General features: G+C 73.6%; 12 protein-coding genes. 8 read left to right on the top strand and 4 right to left on the bottom strand.

Annotated elements, in window-relative coordinates; genetic code table 11:
• The first annotated feature begins 41 nt into the window (after positions 1–41).
• The 6 genes from Sm713_RS11640 to Sm713_RS11620 all read left to right on the top strand — a co-directional run bounded on the left by Sm713_RS11640 (position 42) and on the right by Sm713_RS11620 (position 6,666).
• Entirely contained in the window at positions 42–1,022 is a 981-nt protein-coding gene (locus Sm713_RS11640) for a polysaccharide deacetylase (RefSeq protein WP_212909548.1), read from the top strand.
• Positions 1,019–2,476, top strand: a complete 1,458-nt coding sequence (locus tag Sm713_RS11635) for an MFS transporter (protein ID WP_212909547.1) — start codon at positions 1,019–1,021, stop codon at positions 2,474–2,476. Before Sm713_RS11640 ends, Sm713_RS11635 begins: the two co-directional genes overlap by 4 nt.
• On the top strand, positions 2,473–3,504 hold the full coding sequence (locus Sm713_RS11630; protein WP_212909546.1) for an SDR family NAD(P)-dependent oxidoreductase: 1,032 nt from the start codon (positions 2,473–2,475) through the stop codon (positions 3,502–3,504). Before Sm713_RS11635 ends, Sm713_RS11630 begins: the two co-directional genes overlap by 4 nt.
• The gene (locus Sm713_RS40310; protein ID WP_249416238.1) at positions 3,501–4,574 is read left to right on the top strand and encodes a ketopantoate reductase family protein; all 1,074 of its coding nucleotides are present in this window, start codon (positions 3,501–3,503) and stop codon (positions 4,572–4,574) included. The genes Sm713_RS11630 and Sm713_RS40310 overlap by 4 nt, the downstream gene beginning before the upstream one ends.
• Complete coding sequence (locus Sm713_RS40305; protein ID WP_249416237.1) at positions 4,571–5,809, top strand: M20 family metallopeptidase; 1,239 nt, start codon at positions 4,571–4,573, stop codon at positions 5,807–5,809. The genes Sm713_RS40310 and Sm713_RS40305 overlap by 4 nt, the downstream gene beginning before the upstream one ends.
• A 632-nt stretch (positions 5,810–6,441) precedes the next feature.
• The gene (locus Sm713_RS11620) at positions 6,442–6,666 is read left to right on the top strand and encodes a PLDc N-terminal domain-containing protein (protein WP_212909545.1); all 225 of its coding nucleotides are present in this window, start codon (positions 6,442–6,444) and stop codon (positions 6,664–6,666) included.
• Between the two features lie 92 nt (positions 6,667–6,758).
• On the opposite strand, the gene nrfD is transcribed toward Sm713_RS11620, so the two are convergent.
• From nrfD to fdh, 3 genes are all read right to left on the bottom strand, one after another.
• Entirely contained in the window at positions 6,759–7,685 is a 927-nt protein-coding gene (nrfD, locus tag Sm713_RS11615; RefSeq protein WP_249416236.1) for an NrfD/PsrC family molybdoenzyme membrane anchor subunit, read from the bottom strand.
• A gap of 176 nt (positions 7,686–7,861) precedes the next feature.
• Positions 7,862–8,884, bottom strand: coding sequence for a 4Fe-4S dicluster domain-containing protein (locus tag Sm713_RS11610; RefSeq protein ID WP_212909544.1), 1,023 nt, complete (start codon positions 8,882–8,884; stop codon positions 7,862–7,864).
• Positions 8,881–12,258, bottom strand: a complete 3,378-nt coding sequence (gene fdh, locus Sm713_RS11605; protein ID WP_374195978.1) for a formate dehydrogenase — start codon at positions 12,256–12,258, stop codon at positions 8,881–8,883. Before fdh ends, Sm713_RS11610 begins: the two co-directional genes overlap by 4 nt.
• Before the next feature lie 220 nt (positions 12,259–12,478).
• Between fdh and Sm713_RS11595 the strand changes: the two genes are divergently transcribed.
• On the top strand, positions 12,479–13,063 hold the full coding sequence (locus tag Sm713_RS11595; RefSeq protein WP_212909541.1) for a hypothetical protein: 585 nt from the start codon (positions 12,479–12,481) through the stop codon (positions 13,061–13,063).
• A gap of 70 nt (positions 13,064–13,133) precedes the next feature.
• On the top strand, positions 13,134–14,930 hold the full coding sequence (locus Sm713_RS11590) for an ATP-binding cassette domain-containing protein (RefSeq protein WP_212909540.1): 1,797 nt from the start codon (positions 13,134–13,136) through the stop codon (positions 14,928–14,930).
• 89 nt (positions 14,931–15,019) lie between these two features.
• On the opposite strand, the gene Sm713_RS11585 is transcribed toward Sm713_RS11590, so the two are convergent.
• Positions 15,020–16,396, bottom strand: coding sequence for an aminotransferase class V-fold PLP-dependent enzyme (locus Sm713_RS11585; RefSeq protein ID WP_249416235.1), 1,377 nt, complete (start codon positions 16,394–16,396; stop codon positions 15,020–15,022).
• Positions 16,397–16,534: the final 138 nt, after the last annotated feature.

The following is a 16,534-nucleotide window of genomic DNA, read 5'->3' as shown; positions in this document are numbered from 1 at the left end:
CGACCGAGCCGAACCCGAAGCACAGCCGATGGGAGCACACCATGGCAGACGATCACCCCGGATCAGCCGCGCCCACGGCCGCGGCCGAGCCCTGGCAGTGGGGCGAGGAGGTCTGGCGCGGCCACGTCGAGCGGGTACGGGCCGGGCGCTCGCTACGGCCCGCCGCCTGGCCCGGCGGCGCGCGGGCGGCCGTCGCGCTGTCCTTCGACTCCGACCACGAGACGCCCGCCCTGCGGGACGGCGAGACGCGGCCCGGCAAGCTGTCGCAGGGCGAGTACGGGTCGCGCGTGGCGGCCCCGAAGATCCTCGACCTGCTGCGCAGGCACTCCGCGCCGGCCACCTTCTTCATGCCCGCCGTCTCCGCGCTGCTGCACCCGGAGGAGGCACGGTCGTACGCGGCGGAGGGCCACGAGGTCGGCATCCACGGCTGGATCCACGAGCGGAACATGCAGGTGCCGCCGGAGGCCGAGCGCGAGTTGCAGATGCGCAGCGCCGACACCCTGGAGCGCGTCACCGGCGTGCGTCCCGTCGGCATCCGCACGCCCTCGTGGGACTTCTCCGACCGGACCCTGGACATCACGCGGGAGATGGGCCTGCTGTACGACTCGTCACTGATGGCCGACGACGACCCGTACGAGCTGCTGGCCGGCGGCGAGCCGACCTCGGTGGTGGAGATCCCCGTCGAGTGGATCAGGGACGACGCGCCGTACTTCATGATGGAGCGCTACGCGGGGCTGCGCCCGTACACGCCGCCGCGTTCCGTGCTGGGCATCTGGCGGGACGAGTTCGACCTGGCCTACCGCGAGGGCGGCGTCTTCCAGCTCACCATGCACCCCCACATCATCGGCCACCGCTCACGCCTGGCGGTCCTCGCCGAGTTGCTGGACCACATCGCCGCGCACCCCGGCGTCTGGTACGCCACGCACGCCGAACTCGCACGGTACGTGGCCGAGCAGGCGGGCCTGGCGGCACCGGGGCTCCCCGCGCCCGGGAGCCCCGCACCGGAGGGGAGCGGACGATGACACGGCCCACACCGGCGACCGGTGCGACCGGAGCCGCGTCGGAATCCGGCCACGGCACCGGCTCCGTACCGGCACCCGAACCTCAAGCCGTCCCCGAGCAGACCGTCCCCGGACAGGCCGTCCCCGGACAGGCCGTCCCCGAGCAGGCCCTCCCCGGACAGACCGTCCCGGGACAGGCCGGAGACGACCCGTCCCGCCGGCGCCGCCGCGCCATCTGGGCCGGATCCATAGGCAACACCGTCGAGTGGGTCGACTGGGCCGTCTACTCCACCTTCGCCTCCGTCTTCAGCGGCCAGTTCTTCCCCTCCGACGTGCCCGAGGCGGCCCTGCTCTCCACGATGGCGGTGTTCGCCGTCGGCTTCCTGATGCGCCCGATCGGCGGCGCGGTGCTCGGCAGCTACGGCGACCGGCACGGCCGCAAGAAGGCCATGACCCTCACCATCTCGATGATGGCCGGGGCCTCGCTCGTCATCGCGGTCTGTCCCGGATTCGGCTCGATCGGCGTCGCCGCGCCGATCGTGCTGGTGGTGGCCCGGCTGGTGCAGGGTTTCTCGGCGGGTGGCGAGTTCGGCACCTCCTCGGCGTTCCTGGTGGAGTCGGCGGCGCCCGCGCGACGGGCGTTCGCCGGGTCGTGGCAGCAGGTCTCGGTCGGCGCGGGCACGCTCATCGCGTCGCTGACGGGCACGATCCTCACCAGCACCCTCACCGACGACGCGCTGACGTCCTGGGGCTGGCGGCTGGCCTTCGCCGTGTCCGGCCTGCTGGGTCTCGTCGGGCTGTGGCTGCGGGTGTCGGTCGCGGAGACGGACTCGTTCCGCCGGATCGACGCCGCCGAACGGGTGCGCGCCAACCCGCTCCGCACGATGCTGGTGGAGCACCCGAGGGCGGCGCTGCGCGTGGTGGGCGTGACCATCGCCGGAACGCTGATCTACTACCTCTGGGTCAGCTACATGCCCGCGTACGTGCACGTCACCACGGGCATGCCGCTGAACAAGGCGCTGCTGGCCAACACCATCTCGCTCGCCGTGTTCATCGTGCTGCTGCCGTTCGGCGGCATGCTCTCGGACCGCGTGGGCCGCAAGCCGACCATGCTGGCGTTCGCGGTCGGCTTCCTGGTGCTGGCGTGGCCGATGTTCCGGCTGGTCGACGGCGAGGGCGGCTTCTGGACGCTGCTCGCGGTCGAACTGGTCGGCCTCGTCCTCATCGTGGGCTACTCGGCGAACTGCGCCGTCGTCATGGCCGAGCAGTTCCCGGCGCGGGTGCGCACCACCGGCATCGCCCTGCCGTACGCGCTGGCCGTCGCCGTCTTCGGCGGTACCGCCCCGTACATCACGACCTGGATGAGCGCGAACGGCCTGCGCGGCCTGGTCTGGGTCTACCTCTCCGTCGCGGCGCTGATCGGCGTGGTCGTGTACGCCACCATGCCCGAGACGAAGGGAAAGGAGATCGAATGAGCCCGGCCCCTTCGCAACCAGTCCCGTCGCACGCGGGCGAGCGCTCGCCCCGGCATGTGCTGGTCACCGGTGCCGGCGGCGGGATCGGCGCAGCGATCTGCGGCGCGTTCGCTGCGGACGGCTGCACCGTGACGGCCTCCGACATCCGCGCCGAGGCGCTGGCCGAGCAGGCGAAACGGTTCCGGGGCACACCCGGCACCTCTGACACCTCCGGCATCTCCGGCACCTCCCTGGGCACCCTCGTCGCCGACCTCTCGGACGCCGAGGCCGCCGCCGGTCTCGTCGAGCGTGCCCGCGACCTCGCGGGACGCGAGCCGGACGTGCTCGTCAACGCCGGGGGCATCTACCCGGCGACGCCGCTGACCGAGATGACCGCCGCCGCCTGGGACCGCGTCATGGACGTCAACGTGCGCGCCGCCATGCTGACCAGCGTCGCCTTCGCGCGGCTGCTGACGGCCGCCGGCCGGCCCGGCACCATCGTCAACATCACCTCGGGCGCGGCCCTGCGGGCCCGGTACGGCGCCGCGCACTACAGCGCCTCGAAGGCCGCCCTGGAGATGCTGACCCGTTCGTGCGCGGTGGAGTTCGGCCCGCTCGGCATCCGCGTCAACGCCGTGTCGCCGGGCTTCGTCACCGTCGGCAGCGCCGTGAACCCGGTGACGGACGAGTACGCGGCGGCCGTCTCGGTCAACCCGCTGGGCCGCCCCGGCACCCCCGAGGACATCGCCCGCGCGGTGCGCTGGCTGGCGGGTCCCGAGGCCGCGTGGATGAACGGTTCCGTGGTCCGCCTGGACGGCGGCGCCTCGGCGGGCACGACGGCGCTTCCGCGGCACTGGCCGGGGGTGTCACAGGTGCAGTCGGGTCCGCCGGGCGGGCACGGGTCCGCGGGCGCGGCGGCCGATCCCGACGGGACGGAGCCCGCGTCTGTTCCCGACGGGCGGGCACCCACGTCTGACCCCGACGGGACGGCACCCGCGTCTGACCCCGACGGGACGGCACCCGAGGCGCGGCGGGAGGCCGGCCGATGAGCGCGCCCGCACCCGGATCGGCCCGCCCCCGGGACCCGTACACCGTGGTCGGCGGCGGCGCCATCGGCGGCACGCTCGCCTTCCACCTGGCGCGTGCCGGCCACCCGGTGGAGATCGTCGACGCCGACGCGGCGCACGTGGCGGCCATCCGGGAGCGCGGCCTCACGCTGACCGGCCCGGACGGCGAGCGGACGGTCCGCGTGGACGCCACCACCCCGGACGAGGCCGAGGGGGCGCCGCGCCGGGTGCTGCTGTGCGTCAAGGCGGGCGCCACCGAGGCCGCCGCGAGCTGGCTGGCCGGGCGGCTCGCGCCCGACGGCTACGTGGTCTCCCTCCAGAACGGCCTGAACGAGTCGCTGATCGCCGAACTCGCCGGCGCCGACCGCACCGTGGGCGCCTTCGTCAACCTCTTCGCCGACGTCGTCGCGCCCGGTGCCGTACGCGACGGGGGCGGCGGCGCACTGGTGGTGGGCGAGCTGGACGGCCGCCCCAGCGAACGGGTCCGGCGGCTCGTCGCCGACCTCCAGGCGTGGGGGCCGGCCCGCGAGACCGGCAACGTGCACGGATACCTCTGGGCCAAGCTCGCGTTCGGCGCGATGCTCACCGCCACCGCGCTCGTCGACGCCCCGATGGCGGGGCTCATCGACGGCCACCGGCCGCTGATGCACGCCCTCGCCGCCGAGGTCGAGGGGGTCGCGACGGCCGCGGGGCTCGTGCTGGAGCCGTTCGACGCATTCACCCCGGCCGCCTACCTGCCCGGTGCCGATCCGGCGGAGCGCGAGCGGGCCACCGACCGGCTCGTCGGCTGGCTGGGCGGCCAGTCCAAGGACCGCAGCGGCATCTGGCGCGACATCGCGGTACGCCACCGGCCCGTCGAGGTCCACCATCACTACCGGCCGGTGCTGCGCCGGGCGACCGAACTGGGCGTGCCCGCACCGCTGCTCCCGGAGCTGCTCGGCATGCTCGCCGAGGTCGAGTCCGGCGCCCGGCCCATGGACCCGCGCAACCTGACCGACCTGGCCCACCTGACCGACCTGAACGCACCCATCCCGAGGGAAGGATTCCGTTGAACGACCGATCCGGCCACGACACCGGGGCGCCCGGCGACTGTGCCGCGCTGCGCGCCTGGGTGGCCGACCACCGCACCGACATGCTGGACGACCTGCGCCGCTACGTGGACACCGACACCCCGAGCGACGACAAGGGCTGCCTGGACGCCATGCTGGCCCGGCTGGAGCGCTGGCTGACGGCCTCGCTGGGCGAGCCCGCCGCCCGGCGCCGCGTCGACGGGGGCGAGCACGGGGACGTCCTCGTGCTCGACTGGCCGGGCAGCGGCGGCGCCGCGGCCGGGGACGGCCCCGAGGTGCCGCCGGTCCTGCTGCTCTGCCACTACGACACCGTGTGGGAGAAGGGCACCGTGGCGGCGCGGCCGTTCGCCATCGAGGGCGACCGGGCGTCCGGGCCGGGTATCTTCGACATGAAGGCCGGGCTCGTCCAGGCGGTGTGGGCGCTGCGCGGGCTGGCCGCCCTCGGCCTGCCCAGGCCGCCGCTGCGGCTCGTCCTCAACGGCGACGAGGAGACGGGCAGCCCGGCGTCCCGGCCCGTCATCGAGGCCGCGGCGCGGGGTGTGTCCGCGGCGCTGGTCTTCGAGGCGTCGGCGGATGCCGCGGTGAAGACCGCGCGCAAGGGCGTCGGCCTGTTCCGGGTGACCGCGACCGGCGTCGAGGCGCACGCCGGCCTCGACCCCGCGAAGGGCGTCAGCGCGGTGGACGAGATAGCCCGCGTGGTGCTGTCCCTGCACGCCCTCGCCGATCCGGCCACCGGCACCAGCGTCAACGTCGGCGTGCTGGCCGGCGGCACGCGCAGGAACGTCACCGCGGGCCGGGCGGTCGCCGACATCGACGTGCGCGTCGCGAACCAGGCCGAGGCCGACCGCGTCGACGAGGCGCTCGCCGCACTGCACCCCCACCATCCGGGCGCCTCGCTGGAGGTGACCGGGGAGTGGAATCGGCCGGTCATGGAGCGCACCCCCGGCATCGCCCGGCTGTACGGGCTGGCCCGGGACCTGGCCGCCGAGCAGGGCTGGGAGCTGCGGGAGTGCGCGGTGGGCGGGGCGAGCGACGGCAACTTCGTGGCGACGCTGGGCGTTCCGGTGCTCGACGGGCTCGGCGCGGTCGGTGAGGGGGCGCATGCGCGGCACGAGTACGTCAGCGTGGCGGGGATGGTCGAGCGGGCAGCCCTTGCGGGCTGGTTGTGCCGGGCGCTTGCCTTGCCGGACACCGTGGCGTCCCTCCGGGCGGCCTGACGGCCGGGGGGCGGCCTGACGGCCGGGGGCGGCCGGCGGTTGGTTGCACCCGGTGCCTCGGTGTGCGGTGACCTGCGGTCGGCTGGCGGGTCGTCGGGGGTGGCTCGGTCGTGTTCGGGCCACGGGTGCGTCGTGGCTTGTCGCGCAGTTCCCCGCGCCCCTTTCCGGGAACCCGGGCCCGTCAGGATGCCGTGCGGCTCCGCCGCGTCTGTGCGGCGACCTGCGGTCGGCCACCTGCCCGTCGCGGGTGGCTCGGTTGTGTCAGGGCCATCGGTGAGTCGTAGTTGCTCGCGCAGTTCCCCGCGCCCCTTTCCGGGGACCCGGGCCCGTCAGGATGCCGTGCGGCTCCGCCGCGTCTGTGCGGCGACCTGCGGTCGGCCACCTGCCCGTCGTGGGTGGCTCGGTTGTGTCAGGGCCATCGGTGAGTCGTAGTTGCTCGCGCAGTTCCCCGCGCCCCATTCCGGGGCGCCGCTATCCCTGAGAGGTACGGGCGTCAGCCCTGGGTATCACGTCGCGAGTGCAACGGATGCTGCCGCAGGGTGACGCCCTGTGATCGGTCCCAGCCCTAGCCTCGTGACTGCCAGCAGGGCGAACGTCCTGGAAGCGGTCGGAACGAACAGCGGGTGAACCTCATGCACAGCGGTCTCAGTATCTTTGCAGCCGTCCTCCTGATCGCCGTGATGGTGGCGTACGTCCTCTTCATCATCGGCGCCTTCGTGAGCATCCTCAGGTCCCGCTTCTCGGCCGGGATGAAGTTCGTGTGGTGCGTGTTCGTGGTCATCGCGCCGTTCCTCGGGAGCCTGTTGTGGTTCCTCATAGGGAAGGGCTACTCGGAGCGGCAGGTCCGCGCGTACTGATCGGGGCGCAGCCCCGCCTCAAGGGGCGCGGGGAACTGCGCAAGCAACCACGACGCACCCGCACACCGTCACCGGGCCGAAGGGGCGCCCCCTCACCGCCCCCGCGAAGCGAGCCCCTCCCGCTGGGGGACCACCACGTACTTCGGGTCCCGAGTGGAGGCAACCCCCGCCGCGAAGACCCCGAAGCGCTGGAGGACGCTTCCGGCGAGCAGGGCGAGGCCGGCGGACGCGGCGGCCGGGCGGTTGCGGCGGGCCACGGTGACCGCTGCCGCCGCGCCACCCAGCGTCAGGAACTCCGCGGCGCGGCGCAGGCGGTGGGCGCGGCCGGTGGTGTAGGCCGTGGGGACCAGCCCTGGCCTGCGTTCGATCAGCCGGGACGCGACCGACTCCGCGACCGCCCCGGCCGCGCCGAGCGCCCGTGCGGGGCCGGCCTCGGCCACCGGTGCCAGCAGCATCCCGAGGCCGCCGCCGCTGGCCGCCGCGGAGCCGGTGAAGACGAACGGCAGCTCCTTGCGGACGTCGTGCCAGGCGGGGGCCGCCGTCTGGGAGAGCAGCACCGCGGTGTAGGAGGCCAGGGCGGGGGCGATGGCCGCCGCCGACATACCCGCCGGGCGGGCGGCCCACCGCAGCACGCGGCCCGGCCAGGTGGCGCGGACGGACCCGGGCAGCAGCTCGGCCGCGGCGGCGAGCGCGCTGCCCGGCCCGTAGGCGACCAGGATCCAGGTGCCGACGGACATCGGCGACGTGGGCTTCGCCACCCGCAGCATGTGGTGGAAACGCTCCGGCCTGCCGAGGTCCGCGATCAGCAGGTAGCTGCTGACGAGCAGCGCGCCGAAGCCGCCCACGCGGCACACCCGGCACAGCTCCGGACGCCCCGTCAGGTCCGCGCCGGCCGCGAGCAGGGCCGCGCCGGCCGACAGGCCGCCGGTGAAGAAGTAGGCCGGGACCTTCCACTCCCACACCGGGGGTTTCAGCACGGGCCTGCCGTAGTACGAGCGGAACTCCGCGGGCGGCACCACGGCGCGCTCCCGGCTCCCGTCGCCGTCGGACCTTCCGGGACCGGACCCGCCGGAACCCCGGCCCGCGCGCCCGTCCCCGTGACCGCCCCGGCGGCCCGTGAACGAGACGTCCGGCCGGTGGCCCGCCCCGCCCGGGTGTCCGTCGCTCCCCCGTGGAATCCCCTCGTCCCGCGCCATCATCGCTCTCCCCTCGCGAACACCGCGGCCGACGCGGCCAGCAGGGCCGTGGCAGCGATGCCCGCGTACCGCCACATCTGCCCCAGGTCCCGCGTGGGCACCACCGGGTCGGGCGGCAGGCCGTACACCTCCGGGTCGTCCAGGAGCAGGAAGAACGCGCCGTCGCCGCCCACGCCGTCCTCGGGGTCGTGGCCGTACAGCCGGGCCTCGGGCACGCCGGCCTCGTGCAGCTCGTCCACGCGCCGGGCGGCGCGCTCGCGCAGCTCGTCCAGCGGGCCGAACTGGATGGAGTCCGTCGGGCATGCCTGCGCGCACGCGGGCTCCAGGTTGCCGCGCAGGCGGTCGTAGCAGAGGGTGCACTTCCAGGCGCGGCCGTCGCCGGGCCGCCGGTCGATGACGCCGTAGGGGCAGCCGGAGACGCAGTAGCCGCAGCCGTTGCAGATGTCGTCCTGGACGACGACCGTGCTGAACTCGGTGCGGAACAGCGCCCCGGTGGGGCAGACGTCGAGGCAGCCTGCGTGGGTGCAGTGCTTGCAGACGTCGGACGACATCAGCCAGCGGAACTCGCTGCGGCTCTCCGCGCCGGTCGCGGCGCCGGGCAGTTCGAAGGACGGGAAGCCGAGGTGCACGGGCGCGGTGCCCAGGTCGCCTCCGCCGCGTTCGGCGCCGGGCAGCGCGCGGGACACCGCCTCCTCGGCGGCCCGGGTGCCGGAGGGGCCGGTTGGCAGGTCGGACAGGCCCGCGTCCTGGTGGCCCAGCGTGCGTTCCTGCTCGATGAAGGCGACGTGCCGCCAGGAGCTGGCGCCGAGCATGCCGGTGTTGTCGAAGGACATGCCGAGCAGTTCGATGCCGTCCTCGGGCACGCCGTTCCACTCCTTGCACGCCACCTCGCAGGCCTTGCAGCCGATGCAGACGGAGGTGTCCGTGAAGAAGCCCATCCGCGGCGGGTGGTCGAGGTGGCCGGCGTCCGCGGCGGGATCCGCGAGCGGCCCGTAGAAGCTGCTCTGCCCGTGCTGGCTCATGAGGGTTCCTCCGGGTTCGCCGGCCGTCCGTCTCGTTTCGGGCGCTGTTCCCCGTCCTCCCGCTCCGAGGGCGCTCCCCCGTCCTCCCGCTTCGAGGGCGGCGCCTCCCAGGGCTGGGCCTCGGTGTGCGCCGGGCCGCCGGCCGTCACGATCCGGACGCCGGTCCAGGGGGTGACGCCCGCGCGTCGCCGGTAGTCCTGCACGTAGTCGATCAGCTCGGGGCCCCTGGGCCGGCCGCCCGGCCGGATGTCGCAGGTCAGCACCTTGCTCTCCTGGATGAACACGTTCGGGTCGACCACCACGCCGATCAGGTCGTTGACCACGTCACCGGTGGTCAGCCCGGTCTGGCCCCAGTGGTAGGGCATCCACACCTGGTGGACGACGCGGCCGTCCACGCGCAGCGGCGCCAGCCGGTCGGTGACGACGACGCGGGCGTCCACCGCGGTCCTGCTGGTGATCACATGTGCCCGCCCGAGGTGCGTGAGGCCGCGCTCGGCCGCCAGTTCCGGGGAGACCTCCACGAACAGCTCCGGCTGGAGCTCGGCCAGGTAGGGCAGTTGCCGGCTCATGCCGCCCGCGGTGTGGTGCTCGGTGAGCCGGGCGGCGGTGAACACGTACGGGAACACCTCGCCGTGGGCCTCGGGCGGGGCGGGGTTGGACGGGTTGTCGGGCCGCCCGTACACCTTCCGCACCGGGCTGGACTGCTGCCCGTACAGGAGGTTGCGCATGGGGGACTCGTGCGGCTCGTAGTGGGTGGGCAGCGGGCCGTCGGCCATGCCGGCCGGCGCGAACAGCCACCCCTTGCCGTCGGACATCATGATGAACGCGTCGTCGCCGCGCAGCGCCGCGGGTCCTGAACAGCCCGTGGGCGGCACGTAGCCGGGCGGTTTGGTCCGCTCGAAGTCCGGGGTGTCGTGGCCGGTCCACTCGCCGTGCTCCTCGTCCCACCAGATCAGCGCCTTGCGCTCGCTCCAGGGCCGGCCCTCGGGGTCGGCGGAGGCGCGGTTGTAGAGGGTGCGGCGGTTCATCGGCCAGGTCCAGCCCCACTCGGCGTCGTACGGGCCGGTGTCGAAGCGGGACTTGCGGCGCCGGGCCTGGTTGACCTCGTCGGCGTAGACGCCGCTGTAGATCCAGCAGCCGCAGGCGGTGGTGCCGTCGGGCTTGAGGTCGGTGTAGCCGCTGACGGTGCGTCCGGTGGTCAGGTCGATGCCGTTGATGTGGCGCAGCACGTCCGCGGCGGACGGCTCGCCGTTCTCGGTGGCGTAGTCCCAGGCGAGGTCGAGCAGCGGGAGGTCGCGCTCGTCGGTGGAGCCGGCCAGCTTCTGCTTCAGGATCACCCCGAGCCGGTGGAAGAACCACAGCTCGGAGCGCTGGTCGCCGGCGGGTTCGACGGCCTGGTCGCGCCACTGGAGCATGCGCTGGGTCTGGGTGAACGTGCCGGACTTCTCCACGTGCGAGGCGGCGGGGAAGAAGAACACCTCGGTGCGGCACTGCTGGGTGACGATCTCCCCGGTCTCGGTCTCGGGCGCGTCCTTCCAGAACGTGGCGCTCTCGATCATGGTGAGGTCGCGGACGACGAGCCAGTCCAGGTTGGCCATGCCGAGGCGTTGCAGGCGGCCGTGCGCGGAGCCGACGGCGGGGTTCTGGCCGAGCAGGAAGTAGCCGAACACCTTCCCGTCGACCATGTCCATCGCGGTGCGGTAGGTGCCGTGGTCGCCGTTGATCCGCGGCATGTAGTCGAAGCAGTAGTCGTTCTCGGCGGTCGCCTTCTCGCCCCAGTACTCCTTGAGCAGCGAGACGGTGTACGACTCCGCGTTGCCCCAGAACCCCTTCTGGTTCCGGCCGCGGATGGCGTTCACGTAGCCGGCCAGGTCCTCGTGGGTGACGTCCGGCATCGGCAGGTAGCCGGGCAGCAGGTTGAACAGCGTGGGGACGTCCGTGGAGCCCTGGATGCTGGCGTGCCCGCGCAGTGCGAAGACCCCGCCGCCGGGGCGGCCGATGTTGCCCAGCAGCAACTGGACGATGGCTCCGGCGCGGATGTACTGGGCGCCGACGGAGTGCTGCGTCCAGCCGACGCTGTAGACCAGCGCGGCGGTGCGCTCCCGGCCCGAGTTGCCCGTCCAGGCCCGGCACACGTCGAGGAAGACGTGCTGGGGCACCCCGCAGATCCGCTCCACCATCTCCGGCGTGTAGCGGGAGAAGTGCCGCTTGACGACCTGGTAGACGGACCTCGGGTGCTCCATCGAGAAGTCGCAGGTGAGGCCCTCCGAGCAGCCGTCGACGACGGGGCCGCGGGCGCCGTGCTGGTCGGGGGCGGCCTGCTCCTTCGCCCGGTGGCCCGGCACCGGCTCCACCGGCGCGCTCTCGTACGCCCAGCTGGAGGCGTCGTACGCGGCGGTGGCCGGGTCGTAGCCGCTGAACAGGCCGTCCAGGTCCTCGGTGTCCTGGAAGCTCTCGCTCAGCAGGTGGGGCCCGTTGGTGTAGGCCTCCACGTACTCCCGGAAGCACAGGTCGTGCTCCATGATGTAGTTGATCACTCCGCCGAGGAACGCGATGTCGGTGCCCGCGCGCAGCGTGACGTGCTGGTCGGCGAGCGCGCTGGTACGCGTGAACCGCGGGTCGATGTGGACGACCCGGGCGCCGCGCGCCTTGGCCTCCATCACCCACTGGAACCCGACCGGGTGGGCCTCGGCCATGTTCGAGCCCATGATGACGATGAAGTCGGAGTTGATCAGGTCCTGCTGGTAGTCCGTGGCTCCGCCGCGGCCGAACGAGGTTCCCAGACCGGGAACCGTGGCGGAGTGTCAAATGCGCGCCTGGTTCTCCACCTGGAGCGCGCCCAGCGCCGTGAACAGCTTCTTGATGAGGTAGTTCTCCTCGTTGTCCAGCGTGGCGCCGCCGAGGCTCGCGATGCCCATGGTGCGCCGCAGGGTGTTCCCGTTCTCGTCGGCGTCCTGCCAGCCCCGGCGCCGCGCCTTGAGCACCCGGTCGGCCACCATGTCCATGGCGGTGTCCAGGTCGAGGTCCTGCCACTCGGTGGCGCCCGGCGCCCGGTAGCGCACCTTCGTCTCCCGCTGCGGCCCGGTGACGAGCTGCTTGCTCGCGGAGCCCTTGGGGCAGAGCCGGCCGCGGGAGACGGGGCTGTTCGGGTTGCCCTCGATCTGCACGACCCGCTCGTCCCGCACGTAGACGCGCTGCGCGCAGCCCACGGCGCAGTACGGGCAGACGGAGTCGGCCACCCGGTCGGCGCCCTCGGTCCTGGGCGCGAGGGCGGCTGAACGGGGCGACTCGGTCGCCTTGCCGCGGCCCAGCGGGTCCGGCCCGGTGAGCTGCCGGTACACGGGCCATGCGCGCATCCATCGTCTGACGCCCATCCGCCTGCTCCTCGGTGCGGTGGCACTTGCCTGATCCGACGGTATCCGGAGGGGATGGTTCCGCAACTGCGGCCCGGCCGGGACCGCGGACGCCTCCGACCGGCATGCATAAGCCGAAAAACGTAGCATATGGGTCGTACAACTCCATCCGCCTCAGCGAACCGCCGGGTGACCGGCCCGCCGCTTCGAAGGAACGGCGCTTCGAAGGAGATGAGACGACGTGGACATAACCTTCTCCCCCTCGGTCTTCCCCCCGATCGCCCTCGGCTTCTTCGGCCTCGGCACCGGCTACCTGATCTGGGGCCCCGGGGAACTGGCCGGGTGGCCCAGGCGGAGCGAGGGGGTGGACCGGGCGCTCGGCGTGTGGGGCATCTGGATGGCCGGGTTCTGCCAGTTCCTCGCCGGCGTCATCCTCTTCGTGGGGCTGTCGTGGTTCCGGGTCTTCAGAGAACCCGCGTTCTACATGACCGCCCTCGCCTTCACGGTGTACGGCGTCCACTGGTTCGCGATCGGCTGGAACCGCTACCGCGGCAACGACCCGCGCCTGGGTGCCGGGATGTCGGTGGCGTTCATGCTGGTCTCGGCGATCGGCATGACGGTGTTCTTCAAGATCGGGGACTGGCCCGTCGGCCTGGTCTTCGTCGGCCTGTTCGCCGTCTACTTCTTCGAGTTCTTCGTCAGCGTCGGCGTCCCCTTCGCGCAGCGCGCACTCGGACTGGTCAGGACCGCCACCGGGATGTGGCTGATGTACCTGACCTACGCCGTCGTCGTGGACTTCGCCCTCGGGTACCACTGGCGCACCTGACGCCCCGGCCGGGCACACCGGTGTTCCGAAGGCGAACACCCGAACGGCCCACCGGTGGCAGGCTCACCGTATGCGGACACCCATCGGTGCGGCGGCGGAGCAGGCGGCGAAGGAGCAGGCGGCTGAGGGTGCCGGGCTGCGCGTGACGGCTCACGGCCTCACCGTGCGGGCGCGCTCCGGGCGCCCGCTCCTGCGCGGCATCTCCCTGCGGGCCGGGCCCGGCGAGCTGACGGTGATAGCGGGCAGCAGCGGCGCGGGCAAGACGGTCCTGCTGGAGACGCTGGCGGGCATCCGCGCCCCGGCCGAGGGGCGCGTGCGGTACGGGGGCGTGGCCGGGCCCCAGGTCGCGGAGCCGGCGGGGCCCGGGGCGGCCCTCGGCTACGTGCCGCAGGACGACATCATCCACCGGCAGCTCCCGGTGGACCGGACGCTCCGGTACGCGGCCCGCCTGCGCATGCCGGCCGGCACGCCGCCCGCCGAGGTGGACGCCGCCGTGGCGCGGGCGCTCGCCACCCTCGGCCTGACGGGGCGGGCGCGGCAGCCTGTTGCCGTGCTCAGCGGCGGGGAGCGCAAACGGGTGAGCGTCGCCGTCGAACTGCTCACCAGGCCGGGCGTCCTCTTCCTGGACGAGCCGACCTCGGGCCTGGACCCGGCGGCGGGCGCCGAGCTGATGGCGGTGCTGCGCGAGGTGGCCGCGGCGGGCACGACCGTCGTCCTGACCACCCACACCCCCTCCGACCTGCTCCGCTGCGACCAGGTCCTGTTCCTCTCCCCCGGCGGCACTCCCGCCTACACCGGCTCGCCCGGGGAACTGCGCGCGGCGCTGGGGGTGCGCACGGTCGAGGAGGCGTACGGGGCGGTCGCCCGGGCGGAGGGCGGGGCGGCGGGGGACGGCCGCGGGATCGTGGAGGGTGACCGCGGGACCCTGGAGGACGACGCCGGTACCGCCGCGGACAGCGGGAACGCCCGGCCCGGCTCCCCCACGGCCACGGCCCCGACGCCGGCCCCGGCCCCCAGCCCCGCCCGCCGTCTCGGCCCCGTTGGCCAGTGGGCGCTGCTCACCCGCCGCAACGCGGAGATCATGGTCAGGGACCGGCTGGGCCTCGCCGTGCTCGCCGGGTCGCCGGTGATGATCGTGGCGATGTTCGCCGTGCTGTTCCGGCCGGGCGCCTTCGACCCCGCCTCGCCCAACCCGGGCTCGTCCGCGATGATCCTGTTCTGGATAGCCTTCGGCGGCTTCTTCTTCGGCCTGACCTACGGCCTGCTCCAGATCTGCCCCGAACTGCCGGTGGTGCGCCGGGAGCGGCTGACCGTGCTGCGGGTCGGCCCCTACGTCCTGTCCAAGCTCACCGTGCTGCTGCCGGTGCTGGCGGCGGCCGACGCGCTGCTGCTCGCGGTGCTGCGGTCCCTGGACAGGCTGCCCGCGGCCGGCTGGGGCGTGTACGGCTCGCTGTTCACCACCACCCTGCTCTCCTCGGCGGCGGCGCTGGCGCTGGGGCTGCTCTGTTCCGCGGCAGTGTCCGCAGCCGGCCAGGCGACGCTTCTGCTGCCGCTGCTGTGCTTCCCGCAGGTGCTGTTCTCGGGGGCGTTCGTGCCCGTTCCGCAGATGGCGTGGCCGGGCGCGGCGATCAGCTACGCCATGACGAACCGCTGGGCGTACGAGGCCCTGGGCAGCGGTATCGGCCTCGCGGACCTGTGGGCGCACGGCGGCGCACCGCTCGGCCCGCCGCTGCTGGCCTCCTACGCCGACAGCTTCGACCGCCCGGCCGGGCTCGGCTGGCTGATCCTCGCCGGATTCACGGTGGTGCTGCTGGCCGGGACCTGGGCGGTGCTGGTGCGCAGGTGCGGCAGGGCGGAGCGCGCCTGACCCCGCCCGGCACGGCCGGGCCCGGCGCCGTGAGGCCACCGGCGGGAACGGAGCGGTCTCCCGGTCCCCCACGAACGGGGGGCCGCCTCTCAGCAGCGCAGCCGCGGCGCCAGCCCGGACGCCTCCGGGGCCCTGTCCCGGTAGGTGTCCGCGGCGAACTCCACGAACGCGTCCACGTCCGCCTCGTTGGACGGCAGCCCCAGCGACACCCGTACCGCGCCGCCGGACGGCAGGCCCAGCGCCGTCAGGTACTCGTCGATGGAGCCGTGCCCACCGCCCGCCACGCGGTGCAGCAGGGGCGTGCCGAGGGCGAACGCCGCCTCGCCGGCACCCGGGTTGCAGAAGCAGCCGGTCCGCAGCGAGATGGTGCGGGCGGCGCTGTCGCGGGCCACGATCCGCTCCTCGACGACGCCGCCGTCCGCGTCGAGGAAGTTGAGGGCGACGGTGCCGCCGCGCCGCTCGGTGGCGTCCGGACCGTAGAGCCTGACCACCGGCGCACCCGACCGGTGCCTGAGGCCCCGCAGCCCGTCCAGCAGGCGGGCGGTGAGAGCGGAGACGTGGTCGTGCACGGTGTCGATGCCGATGCCGCCGATCCAGTCGAGACCGACTTCCACGTCGGGGATGCTGAGGAAGTTGATGGTGCCGTCCTCGAAGGCGGTCTCGTCGTCGGCCATCCGGTGCCACTGCCCCTGCGCGCTGGCGACGTGGATGGTGCCGCCCGCGAACCACGGCCTGCTCAGCCGCGCCAGCGCCGGCCTGCGCGCGATGAGGCAGCCCACGCCGGTGGGGAATCCGAACACCTTGTACCAGCTCACGGCCACGAAGTCGGGGCGCACGGCGCCGAGGTCGAGCCGGTTGGCGGGCGCGAACGCGGCAGCGTCCAGCAGCACGTCGTAGCCGAGGGCCTGGGCCTCGGCCGTCCACTCCAAGGGGTGCTGCACGCCGGTGAAGTTGCTCTGCGCCGGGTAGGCGAACAGCCCCCGGGCCGCGGCCGGGCGGCCGGAGAGGGCGCCGCGCACGGCGGCGCCGGATATCCGCAGGCCGGGGCTGTCCACCGGTATGTACAGGCCCCGGGCGCCCCTGGCCCGCGCGAACTCCCGCAGCCCGTTGACGGAGTTGTGGTTGTCCGCGGTCAGCACCAGGCCGCAGTCCGGCCCGAACGGGTAGGCCTCGCCGACGAGCCGCAGCGCACCGGTGGCGTTGGCCGTGAAGATGACGGCGTACTCGCCGGGGTCGGCGTTGAAGTGCCGCAGCACCGCCCGCCTGGTACGGGCGAGGAGCTCGTCGGACGCGGCCGAACTGGGGTTGTCGGAGTGCGGGTTGCCGTAGCAGCCCGAGGTCAGCCGCTCGGCCTGGCGCGCGAGCTGGAACCGCGCGGGAAGGCCAGCGCCGGTGTGGTCGAGATAGACGTGGCGGTTCTCGTCCAGGTAGCCGTACTCGGTGGCCCGGAGACGAGTCAGAGTCATATCGTCGTACATATACCTACGATATGACCGTTAATGACGGTTGATAACGGTCATAGAGAAAACCCGCCACTCCGCCCACGGCCCCCACTCGGAGCCGGCGACGGCACCTCGGCGGCCTGCCTGCCCAGCGGGCCTGGT

The organism is Streptomyces sp. TS71-3, assembly GCF_018327685.1.
In the GTDB taxonomy this organism is placed as follows: Bacteria; Actinomycetota; Actinomycetes; order Streptomycetales; family Streptomycetaceae; genus Streptomyces.
This window is presented reverse-complemented; position numbering and strand designations above follow the sequence as displayed.

Excerpts from the sequence above, each read along its gene's own strand:
- Sm713_RS11640 (WP_212909548.1), top strand. The coding sequence starts at position 42 with ATGGCAGACGATCACCCCGGATCAGCCGCGCCCACGGCCGCGGCCGAG.
- Sm713_RS11635 (WP_212909547.1), top strand. The coding sequence starts at position 1,019 with ATGACACGGCCCACACCGGCGACCGGTGCGACCGGAGCCGCGTCGGAA.
- Sm713_RS11630 (WP_212909546.1), top strand. The coding sequence starts at position 2,473 with ATGAGCCCGGCCCCTTCGCAACCAGTCCCGTCGCACGCGGGCGAGCGC.
- Sm713_RS40310 (WP_249416238.1), top strand. The coding sequence starts at position 3,501 with ATGAGCGCGCCCGCACCCGGATCGGCCCGCCCCCGGGACCCGTACACC.
- Sm713_RS11620 (WP_212909545.1), top strand. The coding sequence starts at position 6,442 with ATGCACAGCGGTCTCAGTATCTTTGCAGCCGTCCTCCTGATCGCCGTG.
- Sm713_RS11610 (WP_212909544.1), bottom strand. The coding sequence starts at position 8,884 with ATGAGCCAGCACGGGCAGAGCAGCTTCTACGGGCCGCTCGCGGATCCC.
- Sm713_RS11590 (WP_212909540.1), top strand. The coding sequence starts at position 13,134 with ATGCGGACACCCATCGGTGCGGCGGCGGAGCAGGCGGCGAAGGAGCAG.
- Sm713_RS11585 (WP_249416235.1), bottom strand. The coding sequence starts at position 16,396 with ATGACTCTGACTCGTCTCCGGGCCACCGAGTACGGCTACCTGGACGAG.